General features: G+C 72.5%; 15 protein-coding genes and 1 riboswitch. Of the genes, 12 read left to right on the forward strand and 3 right to left on the reverse strand.

Features of this window, described 5'->3' with window-relative positions; all coding sequences use genetic code 11:
- The first annotated feature begins 4 nt into the window (after nt 1-4).
- The 7 genes from OHA98_RS17165 to OHA98_RS17195 all read left to right on the forward strand — a co-directional run bounded on the left by OHA98_RS17165 (nt 5) and on the right by OHA98_RS17195 (nt 5,741).
- Entirely contained in the window at nt 5-970 is a 966-nt protein-coding gene (locus OHA98_RS17165; RefSeq protein ID WP_266927934.1) for an ABC transporter permease, read from the forward strand.
- Nucleotides 963-1,820 (forward strand): ABC transporter permease, encoded by an 858-nt coding sequence (locus tag OHA98_RS17170; protein ID WP_266926739.1) that lies wholly within the window; start codon nt 963-965, stop codon nt 1,818-1,820. Before OHA98_RS17165 ends, OHA98_RS17170 begins: the two co-directional genes overlap by 8 nt.
- Nucleotides 1,817-2,812 carry an ABC transporter ATP-binding protein gene (locus OHA98_RS17175; RefSeq protein WP_266926741.1) on the forward strand — a complete coding sequence of 332 codons (996 nt, stop codon included), beginning with the start codon at nt 1,817-1,819 and terminating at the stop codon, nt 2,810-2,812. The genes OHA98_RS17170 and OHA98_RS17175 overlap by 4 nt, the downstream gene beginning before the upstream one ends.
- Nucleotides 2,805-3,485 (forward strand): ABC transporter ATP-binding protein, encoded by a 681-nt coding sequence (locus tag OHA98_RS17180; RefSeq protein WP_266926743.1) that lies wholly within the window; start codon nt 2,805-2,807, stop codon nt 3,483-3,485. The genes OHA98_RS17175 and OHA98_RS17180 overlap by 8 nt, the downstream gene beginning before the upstream one ends.
- Before the next feature lie 237 nt (nt 3,486-3,722).
- A complete protein-coding gene (locus OHA98_RS17185) occupies nt 3,723-4,589 on the forward strand; it encodes a phosphatidylinositol-specific phospholipase C/glycerophosphodiester phosphodiesterase family protein (protein WP_266927935.1) in 867 nt (288 codons plus the stop codon).
- A gap of 135 nt (nt 4,590-4,724) precedes the next feature.
- Complete coding sequence (locus OHA98_RS17190; protein ID WP_266926745.1) at nt 4,725-4,919, forward strand: hypothetical protein; 195 nt, start codon at nt 4,725-4,727, stop codon at nt 4,917-4,919.
- Between the two features lie 81 nt (nt 4,920-5,000).
- Nucleotides 5,001-5,741, forward strand: coding sequence for a hypothetical protein (locus OHA98_RS17195; protein WP_266926747.1), 741 nt, complete (start codon nt 5,001-5,003; stop codon nt 5,739-5,741).
- A gap of 23 nt (nt 5,742-5,764) precedes the next feature.
- Here the strand turns inward: OHA98_RS17195 and OHA98_RS17200 are convergent, their stop codons facing one another.
- On the reverse strand, nt 5,765-6,130 hold the full coding sequence (locus OHA98_RS17200; protein ID WP_266926748.1) for a DUF779 domain-containing protein: 366 nt from the start codon (nt 6,128-6,130) through the stop codon (nt 5,765-5,767).
- An 87-nt stretch (nt 6,131-6,217) separates the two neighbouring features.
- On the opposite strand from OHA98_RS17200, the gene OHA98_RS17205 reads away from it, so the two are divergent.
- The gene (locus OHA98_RS17205; RefSeq protein WP_266926750.1) at nt 6,218-6,592 is read left to right on the forward strand and encodes a hypothetical protein; all 375 of its coding nucleotides are present in this window, start codon (nt 6,218-6,220) and stop codon (nt 6,590-6,592) included.
- Between the two features lie 87 nt (nt 6,593-6,679).
- Nucleotides 6,680-6,871: a DUF6381 family protein gene (locus OHA98_RS17210; RefSeq protein ID WP_266926752.1), complete on the forward strand. Its 192-nt coding sequence runs from the start codon at nt 6,680-6,682 to the stop codon at nt 6,869-6,871.
- Between the two features lie 54 nt (nt 6,872-6,925).
- Here OHA98_RS17210 and OHA98_RS17215 read toward each other — a convergent pair whose 3' ends face one another.
- Nucleotides 6,926-7,942, reverse strand: coding sequence for a PHP domain-containing protein (locus tag OHA98_RS17215; protein WP_266926754.1), 1,017 nt, complete (start codon nt 7,940-7,942; stop codon nt 6,926-6,928).
- 184 nt (nt 7,943-8,126) lie between these two features.
- Between OHA98_RS17215 and OHA98_RS17220 the strand changes: the two genes are divergently transcribed.
- Complete coding sequence (locus OHA98_RS17220) at nt 8,127-8,741, forward strand: hypothetical protein (RefSeq protein ID WP_266926755.1); 615 nt, start codon at nt 8,127-8,129, stop codon at nt 8,739-8,741.
- A 160-nt stretch (nt 8,742-8,901) separates the two neighbouring features.
- Nucleotides 8,902-11,331, forward strand: coding sequence for a SpoIIE family protein phosphatase (locus OHA98_RS17225; protein ID WP_266927936.1), 2,430 nt, complete (start codon nt 8,902-8,904; stop codon nt 11,329-11,331).
- A 53-nt stretch (nt 11,332-11,384) separates the two neighbouring features.
- On the opposite strand, the gene OHA98_RS17230 is transcribed toward OHA98_RS17225, so the two are convergent.
- Nucleotides 11,385-12,785, reverse strand: a complete 1,401-nt coding sequence (locus OHA98_RS17230) for an FAD-dependent oxidoreductase (protein WP_266926757.1) — start codon at nt 12,783-12,785, stop codon at nt 11,385-11,387.
- A gap of 459 nt (nt 12,786-13,244) precedes the next feature.
- A riboswitch (cyclic di-AMP (ydaO/yuaA leader) is annotated at nt 13,245-13,430 on the forward strand.
- A 3-nt stretch (nt 13,431-13,433) separates the two neighbouring features.
- Between OHA98_RS17230 and OHA98_RS17235 the strand changes: the two genes are divergently transcribed.
- Nucleotides 13,434-14,318, forward strand: a complete 885-nt coding sequence (locus OHA98_RS17235; protein ID WP_266926759.1) for a LysM peptidoglycan-binding domain-containing protein — start codon at nt 13,434-13,436, stop codon at nt 14,316-14,318.
- Nucleotides 14,319-14,407: the final 89 nt, after the last annotated feature.

Genomic DNA, 14,407 nt, shown 5'->3' on the forward strand with positions numbered 1-14,407 from the left:
GCCGATGGCGCGGATGGCGGGACGGCGGGCGCTGTTCGCCGTACCCGTCCTCGGCGTCGTCACCTTCGGCGTGTTCGCCGTCGCCGCCGCCTCCCCCTTCGACCCCGTCAAGGCCTACGCGGGCACCGCCGGCCTCACCGCCTCGCAGGAGAACCTCGACCAGCTCCGCGCCAACCTCGGCGTCGACCAGCCCCTGACCGCCCGCTGGTGGAACTGGCTCACCGCCGCGCTCCGGGGCGACTTCGGCGACTCCAGCGTGATGCGCCAGCCCGTCGCCGATGTCATCGGCGAACGCATCGGCTGGTCAGTCCTGCTGGCCGCCACCGCCTTCGCCGTCGCGATCCTGCTCGGCACGGGCCTCGGAGTCCTGGCCGCCCGCAGGCCGGGCGGCTGGCTCGACCGCTGTGTCAGCTCGGCCGCCTACACCCTGGAAGCCGCCCCCGCCTTCTGGCTCGGGCTGCTGGCCATCTGGTTCTTCGCCCTGAAACTGGACGTCCTGCCGGCCGGCGGACTCACCGACGCCGCCAGCGACACCGTCACCTTCGGACAGGTCGCCTCCCATCTGGTCCTGCCCGCGGCCGTCCTCGGGATCTCCCAGCTGCCGTGGTTCTTCCTGTACGTACGCCAGGGCGTCGCCGACGCCCTGGACGAGGACCCGGTACGCGGCGCCCGTGCCCGCGGACTGCGCGAGCGCACCGTACTGCTCGGCCACGGCCTGCGCTCCGGCATGCTGCCGATGCTCACCCTGATCGGCTCCCGGGTGCCCGAACTCATCACCGGCGCACTCCTCGTCGAGACGGTCTTCAGCTGGCCCGGGATCGCCGCGGCCACCGTGGAGGCCGCGACCTCGGTGGACTTCGCGCTGCTCGCCGCCCTCACGGTGCTCGCCACCGCGGCGGTGCTGCTGGGCAACCTCCTGTCCGATCTGCTGTACGGACTCGCCGACCCGAGAGTGGGCTTCGATGGCTGAGGCCGTGCTCGCCTCCCCGCGCCGCGCCAACCGCCGCGTCCGGGTGGTCACCTCCGCGGTGGTCGTGGCCGCCGTGCTGCTGGCCGTCCTCGTCGTACCTCCGCTGGCCCAGCTCGACCAGCAGGCCGTCGACCTCTCCGCCAAGCTGCGGCCTCCCTCCCTCGCCCATCCGTTCGGCACGGACGACGTCGGCCGGGATCTGCTGCTGCGCTGTGTCTACGGACTGCGCGTCTCCCTGCTCGTCGGCCTGGTCGCCGCCCTCACCGCCACCGTCATCGGCACCGCGGTCGGCGCGCTCGCCGCGGCGTTCGGCGGCTGGACGGACCGGGTCGTGATGCGGCTGGTGGACACCTTCTCGTCCGTGCCGCACCTGCTGCTCGGGATCTTCGTCGTCGCGATGTTCCGGCCCGGCGTCTGGCCGGTGATCGTGTCCGTGGCCGTGACCCACTGGCTGTCCACGGCGCGGATCGTCCGCTCCGAAGTGCTCTCGCTGCGCTCGCGCCCCTTCATCGACGCGGCGGTCTCCGGGGGTGCCTCGCGCGGCCGGGTCATCGTCCGCCACCTGCTGCCCGGAGTGCTGCCGCAGGCCGGGCTCGCCGCCGTACTCATGGTGCCGCACGCCATGTGGCACGAGTCGGCGCTGTCCTTCCTGGGCCTCGGCCTGCCCGCCCATCAGGCGAGCCTCGGCAATCTCGTGCAGTCCGCACGCGGATCGCTGCTCGCCGGTGACTGGTGGCCGACGCTCTTCCCCGGTCTCTTCCTGATCATTCCGACGCTCGCCCTGGCGGGCCTCGCCGGTGCCTGGCGCGAGCGGATCAACCCGCGCCGCCGATCGGAGCTGATGCTGTGACCCGCTCACCCGACACCCGGCCCCCGGTCCTGTCCGTACGGGGGCTCTCCGTCCGCTTCCGGCTGAGCGGCGGCCGGCACATCGCCGCCGTCACAGACGCCCGCTTCGACCTCGCGGCCGGGGAATGCCTGGCGCTGGTCGGTGAGAGCGGCTGCGGCAAGTCGGTGCTCGCCTCCGCCCTGCTCGGGCTGCTGCCCGCCAACGCCCGCAGCACGGGCAGCGCCGTCCTGGACGGGGACACCGATCTGCTCGCCGCGGACGAACGCACCCTCGCCCGCTCCGTACGCGGCCGGCGCATCGGACTCGTCCCGCAGAGCCCCGCCGCCCATCTCACCCCCGTACGCACGGTCCGCAGCCAGCTGGAGGAGACCCTCCGCGAGCTGACGGGCGTGCGCAAACCCGCGCTGCGTGGGGCGGCGGAGGCGGCCGCCGCCCGCGCCTCGTTCCCCGCCGGTCACCTCGACCGCTACCCGCACCAGCTTTCCGGCGGTCTCGCCCAGCGCGCCGCCACCGCCCTCGCCCTGATCGGCGACGCACCGCTGCTCCTCGCCGACGAACCGACCACCGGACTCGACCGGGACCTGGTGGAGAGGACCGTGGACGAACTGCGCCGCCACACCGACGAGGGCCGGGCGCTCCTGCTCATCACCCACGACCTGGCGGCCGCCGAACGGATCGCCGACCGGGTGGCCGTGATGTACGCCGGACGCATCGTCGAACTCGCCGACGCCGGCCGCTTCTTCGGAGAGCCCGGACCCCGGCACCCGTACGCGCGCGGCCTGCTCGACGCGCTGCCGGAGCGGGACTTCACCCCCATCCCCGGCATGCCGCCGGAGCTGGGCGCGCTGCCGGAGGGATGTGCCTTCGCCGCCCGCTGCGCCCGCGCCGACGAACGGTGCGCGCGACTGCCCGCGTTCGACGGGGCGGTCGCCTGCCATCACCGTCTGTCCGCCGACGACGACCGCCGGAGCAAGGAGCGGACCGATGCTTGAGCTCACCGGCATCACGGCCGGATACGAACCGCGCCGCCCCGTCGTCCGGGACGTCTCCCTGAGCGTCGCCGCGGGCGAGGCGGTCGCGCTGCTCGGCCCGAGCGGCTGCGGCAAGTCGACCCTGGCCAGGGTCGCCGCTCTGCTGCACCGCCCCGAGGCCGGCACGGTCACCCTCGGCGGCGAAGCGGTACGCGGCTGGCGGCACCGCGCGCCGAGGGAGCAGCGGACCGCTGTCGGCGTCGTCTTCCAGCAGCCCCGACTCTCCGCCGACCCCCGGCTGAGCCTGCGCGAGCTCATCGCCCAGCCCCTGCGTGCCACCGGGCGGCGCGGCGAAGTGACGGACCGGGTGGGGGAGCTGGCCGCCAGGGTCCAGCTGACCGCCGAACTGCTGGAGCGCCGCCCGCACGCGGTGAGCGACGGGCAGCTGCAACGGGCCTGCCTCGCCCGTGCCCTGGTCCTGCGGCCGCGGCTGCTGATCTGCGACGAGATGACCGCGATGCTCGACGCCTCGACGACCGCCGCCCTGGTGGCCGTCGTGGAGTCCTACCGCGAGGAGTCCGGCGCGGCACTGCTGGCGGTGGGTCACGACCGGGTGCTGCTGGAGCGCTGGTGCGACCGAATCGTCCGCTGGGACGAACGGACCGGGACGGGCGGGCGGCCGGAGGGCGGGTGACGCCGCCGCGGTGACCGGCAACCCGCGCCGGACGACGGCCCCCTGACCTTCCGGCACCCGGCGGCCGCAGGGGGCCGAAGGCCGGGGGAACGGCAGGCGCGGCAGAGCCGACGGGCGGACGACGACCGCTCCAACTCTTGGCAGGTACCTGCCGTAGAGGTGGTGCGCGCCCCCATACTCGGTCGGGTCCCTCCCCACCGCTCTGCTTCTCCCACCGCTTCAGGAGATCCCATGGCCCTGGCACACCTGACCCGCCGCAGAGTCGTCACCACCGCGCTCGCCGCGGCAGCCGCCGGGGCGGTCCTCCCCATCGGCTCCGCCGCCGCTGCCGGCACCTCCGGCCGCCCCCACCGCCCGCGTCCACTTCGCCACGCCCACGCGCACAACGACTACCTCCACCCCCGCCCGCTCCACGACGCGCTCGAACACGGCTTCACCAGCGTCGAGGCGGACGTCTTCCTGGTCGACGGTGAACTGCTCGTCGCCCACGAGGCCACCGACCTGGACCCCGCACGCACCCTCGCCTCGCTCTACCTGGACCCGCTGCTCGCCCGGGTCCGGGCGAACCACGGCAGCGTCCACCCCGGGGACCGCCGCCCCGTGCAGCTGCTGATCGACATCAAGGCCGACGGCGTGGCCGCCTACCTCGAACTGGACCGGCAGCTCCGGCGCTACCGCCGGATGCTGACCCGCTACAGCCACGGCCGCATCCGCACGGGAGCGGTCACCCCCGTCATCTCCGGCGACCGTGCCGCCCGCGCCCCCATGGAGGCCCAGCGCACCCGGTACGCCTTCTACGACGGCCGGCCCGAGGACCTCGGCACGGCGGCGACCGCCTCCCTCATCCCGCTCATCAGCGGCAACTGGACCCAGTCCTTCGGCTGGCCGGGCACGGGTCCCTTCCCCGCCGCCGAGCGGCAGCGGCTCGCGGCCCTGGTGAACACCGCCCACCGCGGCGGACAGCGGGTCCGCTTCTGGGCCACGCCCGACCTCGCGGGACCCGAGCGCGACGCCGTCTGGACGGAGCTGCTCGCGGCGGGGGTCGACCATCTGAACACCGACGACCTGGCGGGCCTCGAACGCTTCCTGCGCGCCCGGGGGTGACCACCGTCCGGGGCGGCTGACACGCCTGCCCGTATCTACCCGTTCGGCGGACACGCCGGTGCGCCGAACGGCTCCTCCGCTGCGCCACACTGGCGGCCGAATGCCGCAATTCAGGCGCGGCGGAGGAGGTTGGCCATGGCCGTTTCGATCTCACTGGTGCTGCTCATGCTGATCCTCGCGGTGATCTTCCTGCGCAACGGCGGACTGAAGATCTCGCACGCACTGGTCTGTGCCCTGTTCGGGTTCTTCCTCGCGGGCACGAGCATGGCGCCGACCATCCAGGAAGGCATCGTCGCCACCGCGAACGTGGTCGGCAGCCTGAACCCCTGACCGCACCCGGCGCCCGGTACCGGCCCGGCCGTCCCGGCGCACGGTTCGTCGGAGCACCGCCGGATCCCGCACAATGGGGCAATGTCCTTCCCGCCTCCCGGACGGCACTCGGGCGCCGCCCACCACGAGTACTGCAACAACGGGCTCTGCTGCCGGTGCCAGATGCGGACCTGGTCGGCCAAGGTGGGCAACGAACGCCTCTGCGGGCCGTGTGCCTCCTGCTGCCGCGACTGCGGCCGGGCTCCCGCGCCCCAGCTGGACGGACTCGACGACGGACTCTGCGCCGAGTGCCGCGGTCTGTGCGGCCGCTGCCGCACACCGAGGCGGCCCGACGGCTCCTGCGAGTGCCGGCGGTGGCGCGAGGGCGCGAAGGGGAACCCGCAGGGCTACGTCCTCCAGGCCCTCCCGCCCGCGCTGATGCAGGCCTTCGGCGGCCGTGTGCCGCAGTCCGTCCAGGAACTCATCCACCAGGAACTCGGCCGGCGCACCGCCGGAGCGCTCCGCGAACGCATCGAGCGCCGCTGGAACCTCCGCTGGGCCCACGCCCTCAACGAGAAGGACGAGGAGGGCCGGCGCCGCTGGAGTGCCGAGGACATCGCCGACCGGCTGCTGCGGCCGGGGCAGTGTTCCGACCCGCAGTGCGAGGACGGCCACCTGATCACCACCGACGCGCCGTGCGGCCACTGCCGCCGTCCCACACACCGCTTCGTCACCTCGGTCGCCGACCGCACCGCCACCCCGGAGCACGCCCGGTCGGCCGCGGCCGGGATCCGCCGGGCGATGCTGGAGAACCGGTCCCGGCAGAAGCGCCCCCGGCGCTGAGCCGCCCCGTACCGGACCGGCGCTCAGCCGTCCACGAGCCGGGAGCGGATGAGGAAGCGCACCCCCTCCGGCGCCTCCAGCGAGAACCCGCCGCCGCGTCCCTCCACCACATCGACGATCAGCCGGGTGTGGGCCCACACCTCGTGCTGGCTCCTGGACATCCAGAAGGGCACCGGCTCGGCGACACCCTCGACGGCGAGCTCCGCGAGCAGCACATCGGCGTTTCCGGTGCGGAACTCACCGGCCTGATAGCACATGGGCGCGCTGCCGTCGCAGCAGCCGCCGGACTGGTGGAACATCAACGGGCCGTGGGCCGCCCGGAGCCGCCGCAGCAGACCGGCGGCGGCAGGGGTGAGCTCCACGGCCGGAGCGCCCGGAACACTGTTCATACGTCAGTCCTTCCCCGACCGGTCACGGACGGACCGAGTCAACTCCGCCTGACGTTGCGGAAAGGTTGCACGCCCTATGCTCGCGACATGGAGCAGAGGGAAGTTGTGAAGCGCGTGATCGGCATCCTCACCGAGGCCGGGGAGATGCAGCGGCTGCTGGAGGCGGACCTGGACCGGGACGATCTGGAAACCGGCGCCGGTGCCGTGACGGCCCTGCTGAACGAGACGATGCCGCACATCTCCATCCCCGAGGACTTCTCCGTCGAGGAGGTGGTCAGCGTCGTCGGGCGTGAGGTCGGTGGTGCGGTCGAGCAGCTCGTGGGGGCGTTCACCCTCGCCTTCACGATGCTGGCGCAGGTGCACGATTCCGGACAGACGGACGTGACGTCGACCGATGTGCTGCGGGACCTCGCGCTCCGGGTCGAGGCCGGCCCCGACGACGACCCGGGGTCCGTGCTGTAGGCGCCGGGATGCGGGGGCGCCGGGGCTTTGGTTCGCTGAGGACGTCGGACCACGACGAGGGTGGTCCCTACCGTCCGAGGAGCGACGATGAGCGGTGTCGACGAACCGGCGAACCTGGCCCGGCAGATGCGTGAGAAGGCCCGGCAGCTGACCGAGGCCGCGGAACACGCGACGGATCCGCAGGAACGGCAGCGCCTGGAGAAGAAGGCCCGGACGATCCGTGACCGCAGCGAGCGGCAGCGCGGGACCGCGGGCGCGGACGTCCGTCCGACGAAGTAGCCGCCGGGCGGAGCCCTGCCCCGCCCGGGACGCGGCCGTGGAGGGGCCAGGACCTCACCGGCCGGCCGACGAGGTCCACTCCAGCAGCCGGTCGGCGGTCCACGACGTGATGACACGCTCCACGGGCACCCCGCACTCCTCGGCGCGCGCACAGCCCAGGATCTGCCAGTCGAGCTGTCCCGGGGCGTGCGCGTCCGTGTCGACCGCGAACAGCACACCCGCTCCGACGGCCCGGCGGAGCAGCCGGCGCGGCGGATCCAGCCGTTCGGGACGGCAATTGATCTCCACGGCGGTTCCCGCCTCGGCACACGCGGCGAACACACGGTCCGCGTCGAACTCCGACTCCGGCCGGCCCCGGCCCGAAACGAGCCGCCCGGTCACATGGCCCAGCACATCGGCGTACGGACTGCGCACCGCGGCCTCCAGCCGCCGGGTCATCGCCCGCCCCTCCATGCGCAGCTTGGAGTGCACCGAAACGACGACCACATCCAGCCGCTCCAGCACGTCCGGCTCCTGATCGAGCGATCCGTCCGGAAGGATGTCGCACTCGATGCCGGTGAGCAGCCGGAACGGCGCCCACCGCTCGTTCAGCTCCGCCACCGCCTCCAGCTGCGCCCGCAGCCGCCGGGGCGACAGCCCGCGGGCCACCGTCAGCCGGGGGGAGTGGTCGGTGAGCACGGTCCACTCGTGCCCCAGCCCGATCGCCGTCCGCCCCATCTCCTCGACCGGACTGCCGCCGTCCGACCAGTCGGAGTGGACATGGCAGTCGCCACGCAGCCGGGCGAGCATCGCCTCACCCCCGCCGGTGAGCGGAACAGCGGCCTCCGTCTCCAGCCGGTCCAGATACTCCGGCACCCCGCCCTCCCGCGCCTCACGGATCACCTGGGCCGTGCGGGGGCCGATGCCGCTCACCCTTTCGAGCGAGCGGTGCGTCACCCGCTCCGCGAGCTCGCTCTCCGGCATCTCCGCCACCGCCCCGGCGGCTCTGCGGAACGCCCGCACCCGGTACGTGGCGGCCTGCGACCGCTCCAGCAGAAACGCGATCCGCCGCAAGGCGGTGACCGGATCCATCAGCACCTCCCGGGAGCGCCCGTGACAGCGGCACTCCGTGGTACGCCCGCAACCAGCATGGCCCGGATCGGGGTTCCCCGCCGCCGCACCCCCGCAGATGAGTACGTGTCGTGCTTGTCACCGCCCCGCGGGGCGCGGAGGCTGGTGACTGTTCAGCCCGGCCACCGAAACGGGGAGCAATTCCATGAACAAGATCAGCTCGGCCGTCATGACCGCCGCAGCCGTGTGCATGACCATCACCGCACCCGCCATGGCCTCGGCCGCCGCCCCGGCCGCCGCTCCCGCGCCGCCGAAGTTCCTCTCGGCCGCGCAGCTGCCCGCCTCCCTCACCCCGTGGACCGCCGGTCCGGTGCGTCAGGGACTGCCCGACTCCGGCTCCGTATGCACCGCGGGGATCGCTCCCGCGGCGACCACGAGCCACCGCGACTTCCGGACCGAGCTGGACACCGGCGCGCGCCAGACGACCACGGTCGCCGCCACCACCGCACAGGCGACGGCCCTGGCCGCCGAGATCCGCGGCGCGCTCGAAAGCTGCCTGGACCGGCTCAAGGAGCAGGACCCCGGGCTGGAGGGCGAGGCCTTCTACCACGGGCGGGTGGATGTCGAGGACGGCGCGCACATCTACAGCGTCGACACGTCCCGCCCCGACGTCGGCTCGACCGACATCGGCCTCTACGCCGTCGGCCGCGACGGCCGGACGGTGACCGTACTCGAATGGGGGCAGCTGGGCGATCTCGACGGCGCACCGCTGGAAGGCTTCAGGACGACGACCGGCACCGCCGTCGCCCAGCTCCGCTGAGCCCCGCCCGCCACCTGCCGGAACCCACCGGGACCCGGCCCGCGAAGGTGCGCCGCACGGCAGCAGTGAGCATGCTGGCTGTGTGACCCGGTACGGTGCGGCCCGGCACACCCCGCGCGATCCGGGCGGGGCTGTGGCCGGGGCAGCGGACGCAGGCCGAGTGCCGGACGAGCTGTCCCTGGTGCTCGCCCAGGCTGCCGTGAGCGCGATCGAGTCCGCCGATGGATACGCCGGCGGGGTCTATCTGCGCTCCCGGACGCCCGGACTGCTGCGGATGGCGACACTCGCGGGGCTGCCCGGCCCGCTGTTCCGCCCCTGGTGGCGGATGCATGTGAACCGGCCCTTCCCGGTCTCCGAGGCCTACCGCTCGGGCAGACCGGTGCTCCTCGCCGACGCGGAGGAGGCCATGCGGCGCTTCCCGCAGCTGATGGCGGGGCTGCCGTTCCCCTTCGGCTCGCTCTACGTCCCGGTCCTGGCCGGCCGCGGACGGGCGGGCGTCCTGTTCGTCCTGCGCCCCGCCAGGCCCGGGGAGCCGGTCGATCCGGCGGTGAGCGAGCGGCTCCAGCAGCTGGCCCGGCGGCTCGGCGCGTCCCTCGCTCGACTGGAGTCGGACGGATCGCCGTGCCTGTGGGATACCGAGCCGCTGCCCGTCCAGATGCCCGCCGCCCCCGCGCCGCCCCTGCGGATCGGCCGCTTCGACTGGGATCTCGGCGAGGGGTCCGTCGCCGCCGACGAGGAGATGTGCGCGATCCTCGGCACCACGCCCGCCGGCTTCCCGGGCACCGTCGACGCCCTGGCCGCACGACTGGTCCCGGAGGACGTGTACGGGCTGTGGGCACTCGCCCGCGAGGCGGCCGAGTCGGCGAACCCCGTCGTCCGAAGAATGCGGCTGCGCGGCCCCGACGGCCGCTCCCACCTGCTGGAGCTCTCGGGACGCCGTGCGCACCCCGGGGGAGCCGGCACGACGGACCACCTCACCGGCTTCGTGGTGGACCTCGGCGCCGGCCCGCTCGTCGCCGAAGCCGCGGACCGGCTGCCCCGCGGCGTCTTCTCGCTCGACCGGCTCGGCCGGATCACCTATGTGAACCCGCTCGCCGAGAAGCTCCTCGGTCGCGGCCGGACGGAACTGGTCGGACGCGTCCTGTGGGAGACCATGCCGTGGTTCGGGCACCCCGCCTACGAGGACCACCACCGGGCGGCTCTGCTCTCCGACGAACCCGTCCACTTCATGGCCCGCCCCGCTTCCGGCGGATGGCTCTCCGTCTCCATGTACCCGGGCCACGAAGGGGTGACGGTCGTGCTCGACGCCGCCGACCAGCCTGCCTACGCGCCGGAGTCCGTCGTCACACCCGGAGCCGGACTCAGCTCCCCGGCCGACCGGTCCGCCGCCCTGTACCGGCCGGTCGCCCTCGCCATCGCCCTGACGGAGGCCATCACCGCCCGCCAGGTGTCCGCCGTCGTCACCGAGGAACTGCTGCCCGCCTTCGGCGGCAGACAGCTGGCCATCTACCTGCTGAGCGAACGCCACCTCTACCTGGCCTGGGAGACCGGCTTCCCGAAGGGTTTCCTCGACCGGTTCGACGGTGTCGGGCTCGATGTCCGCATTCCCGGCGTGGAGACCCTCACCACGGGCCGTCCCCTCTTCTTCGAGTCCATGCAGCGGCTGGCGGGCGCCTACCCCGGCATTCCCATGGACGCCGACGTGGGAGCACGGGCCTTCCTGCCGCTGATCGCCTCCGGCCGGCCGGTCGGCTCCTGCATCCTCGGCTTCGACCAGCCCCGCGGCTTCAGCCCCGAGGAACGCACCGTCCTCACCGCCCTGGCGGGGCTCATCGCACAGGCCCTCCAGCGGGCGCAGCGCTACGACAGCGAATCGGCGCTGGCCCGCGGCCTCCAGGACGCCCTGCTGCCGCACCGGCTGCCCGAGATCGAGGGCGTCGACACCGCCGCCCGCTATCTCTCCGGCACCCAGGGCATGGAGGTCGGCGGCGACTGGTACGACGTCATCGAGACCGGCCGCGGGCTCGCACTGGTCATCGGGGACGTACAGGGGCACGGTGTGGCGGCGGCCGCGACCATGGGCCAACTACGCAGCGCCGTACGGGCCTTCGCCCTCAGCGGGCACGACCCGCAGGAGGTGATGAGTGGGACGAACAAACTGCTCATCGACCTCGATCCCGGCCAGTTCGCCAGCTGCTGCTACGTCGTCCTCGACCCGGTCACCGGTCGTACCCAGGCCGTTCGGGCCGGGCACCCGCAGCCCGTGCTGCGCCACGCCGACGGCACCACGGAGGTGCTCGACCTCTCCGGCGGAGTGGTCCTCGGTGTCGACGGCGGGGCGGTCTATCCGGTCACCGAATTCCGGCTCGGCCCGGGAGCGACGATAGCTCTGTTCACCGACGGGCTCATCGAGCGTGCGGGGACCGACATCGACGAGGGCATCGAGCGACTGCGCAGCACCATCGCCGAGTTCGGCCCGGCGCCCCTCGGCGACATCGCGGACCGGGTGATCGAGGAGGCCGGACAGGCCGAGGACCGCCCCGACGACATCGCGCTGCTGCTCGCCTCCCGCTGGACGGCGGCGGACTGAGCCACCGCGGTCCGGCGGGCGCGAACCTGCCGACGGGCCGACGGGCCGACGGATCAGGAACCGGCCGGGGTGTCCGTCGCGGGGGAGACCTCCGGGGCACCGGAGGCGTCCAGCATCGCGGAGCGGTCCACGACCTTGATCCGCTCGCGGCCCTGCTCCGCGCCGAGCGCCTGCTCGTGCGCGTCCAGGCGGTGCCAGCCCTCACGGGTGGTGTAGCGGACTCCGCGCTCGTCGAGGAAGGCGACGACGGCGTCCGGCTCCGGCTGCGCCGGGGCGGGGAGCCGGCCCTCGGCGCGGTCCTCCAGCAGGCAGGCGACCGTCTCGTTGGCATCGCCCTTGGTGTGACCGATCAGGCCGACCGGCCCCCGCTTGATCCAGCCCGTGACGTACACCGAAGTCATCGGCTCGTCACCGGTGATGACGCGTCCGGCGGCGTGCGGGACGGTGCCGGAGCCCACGTCGAAGGGGAGCTTGGGCAGCTCCTGCGAGTAGTAGCCGACGGCGCGGTAGACGCTCTGCACGTCCCAGTCGGTGAAGGAACCGGTACCCCGGACGTTGCCGGTGCCGTCCAGCTCGGTGCGCTCGGTACGCAGACCGGCCACGCGGCCGTCCTCGCCCAGGATCTCGACCGGCGACTCGAAGAAGTGCAGGAACAGCTTGTGCGGGCGGTCACCGACATCGCGTATCGCCCAGTTCTCCAGCGTGGAGGCGACCATGTTGGCCTGCTTGTTGCCCCGCCGGGTCTCGATGGAGCCCGCGTCGTAGTCGATGTCCTCGGGGTTGACGATGACCTCGATGTTGGGCGAGTGGTCGAGCTCCCGCAGCTCCATGGGGCTGAACTTGGCCTGGGCGGGGCCACGCCGCCCGAAGACGTGCACCTCCAGCGCCTTGTTGGCCTTCAGGCCCTCGTACACATTGGCCGGGATCTCCGTCGGCAGCAGCTCGTCCGCCGTCTTGGCGAGTACACGCGCCACGTCCAGGGCCACGTTGCCGACACCCAGCACGGCGACCTTCTCCGCCGTCAGCGGCCAGGTGCGCGGGACCTCGGGGTGCCCGTCGTACCAGGAGACGAAGTCGGCCGCTCCGTAGGAGCCGTCCAGACCGGCGCCGGGGATGTCGAGCGCGCGGTCGGCGTCGGCGCCGGTGGAGAAGATCACGGCGTCGTAGAAGGACCGCAGATCGTCCAGGCCGATGTCGTTGGGGTAGTCGACGTTGCCGAAGAGCCGCAGCTGCGGCTTGTCCAGCACCTGGTGCAGCGCCTTGACGATGCCCTTGATCCGGGGGTGGTCCGGGGCCACGCCGTAGCGGATCAGGCCGAAGGGGGCGGGCATGCGCTCGAACAGGTCGATCGACACACCCGGGTCCTGTGCGGCTTCGGATTTCAGCAGCGCGTCCGCTGCGTAGATCCCGGCAGGACCGGCTCCGACGATGGCGACGCGGACGGGGCGTGTCATGGCGTGTTGTTCCTTAGGGCGGACGAGCGCGGGCAGGGTACGGCGAACAGCAGAGGTAAGGCTTGGCTTACCAGTCTCCAACGCACACGTTAAGCCCTGTCGCGTCCGGACGTCGGGCCGGGGTCCCGCGGAGCCTCCCGCCGGCTCACCCCGAGAGTTCGAAATGGGCGATTTGGGCGATTGACCGGAATTGGTCCACCCCTTCATAAAAGATCATTCAGGCTGTTTGCCGGTTTCGCGCCTCGCGCAAATCGCCCTTATCGGACTCAGTGGTGAGCGTCACGTTCCGGACCCCGGACGCCGTGGCGCGCCGCCCGGTTCCCTTCTGCGCCGGGGAATCTGACTTCGCGTCGTGAGATTGCCGACAGGGATTTCCATCAATTGATCTTGCGCAGGAAATGCGATCCGGAATTCAGGGCTTGTTCCGATCAAGATTTCTCGCCTACGGTCACCGTCAATCCGGATGGAACGCCTAATCCTGCCGCCGTCCGGCAATCGAACCTACTCACGTACGGCAGGAGCGGGGGACCCAGGTAAGACGCCGGTCCGGTATCCGGACCGGCTGGGGTGAAGTCGCATTCGCGTGCGGCCAGGCAGCTCCAGCCTGAACCCGACAGCTCACCTCGCAGGCGGCGGAGAGGATTCACCATGCCCGAAACGGGCAAGTACCGTCGTTCCACGTCCGCCCGTCTGACCCGCGGTTTCATCGCCGTGGGCACCGGCGGAGCCGCCCTTGTGCTTCCGCTGGCCGGTGCGAGCTTTGCCTCCGCGGCACCCGCGCAGCACTCCATCACCGCCGAAAAGGCCGTGGCGCCGACTGCCGTATCCGTCAAGGAAATTGCCGCGCAGCGGGCGGATGCCACGACCCATTCCGTGGTCGAGGGTGATTCGCTTTCCAAGATCGCCCGCAGTTATTCCCTCGGTGGTGGCTGGCAGAAGCTGTACGACGACAACCGAAAGGCCGTCGGCGACAATCCCGACCTGATTCACCCCGGCCTCAAGCTGTCGATCGGATCCAAGGCGCCGGCGCAGCCCGAGTCCACTGCCTCCTCGTCCGACCGGAGCGAGGGAGGCGACCGCGCCGACCGCTCGCAGCGCACGAGCGCGCAGCCGGGCGCCAACGGCTCCGCCGCCGACACGGCCACCGGTACGGCTACCCAGGCCGCCGCCACCGGTACCGTCGCCGTCGCGGCCGAGCAGCCCACGGCGTACACGAACGACCTCGACGGCTGGATCAAGGAGTCGCTGGCCGTCATGGCCGAGCACGGGATCCCCGGCAGCTACGAGGGCATCCACCGCAACATCATGCGCGAGTCCTCGGGCAACCCGCTGGTCGTCAACAACTGGGACTCGAACGCCGCCGCCGGGATCCCGTCCAAGGGCCTCCTCCAGGTCATCGACCCGACCTTCCAGGCCTACCACGTGCCCGGTACGTCGATGGACAGCCTCGACCCGGTCGCCAACATCACGGCCGCGTGCAACTACGCCGCCGACAAGTACGGCTCGATCGACAACGTGTTCGGGGCGTACTGACACCCGTCGGTGTCGGGAGTGAGTGGCAGGCCGACGGGCGGTACGGAGTCGCAGGGCTCCGTGCCGCCCGCCGGCTTTTGCCGGGGCGG

It is taken from the genome of Streptomyces sp. NBC_00654 (assembly GCF_026341775.1).
Lineage (GTDB): Bacteria > Actinomycetota > Actinomycetes > Streptomycetales > Streptomycetaceae > Streptomyces.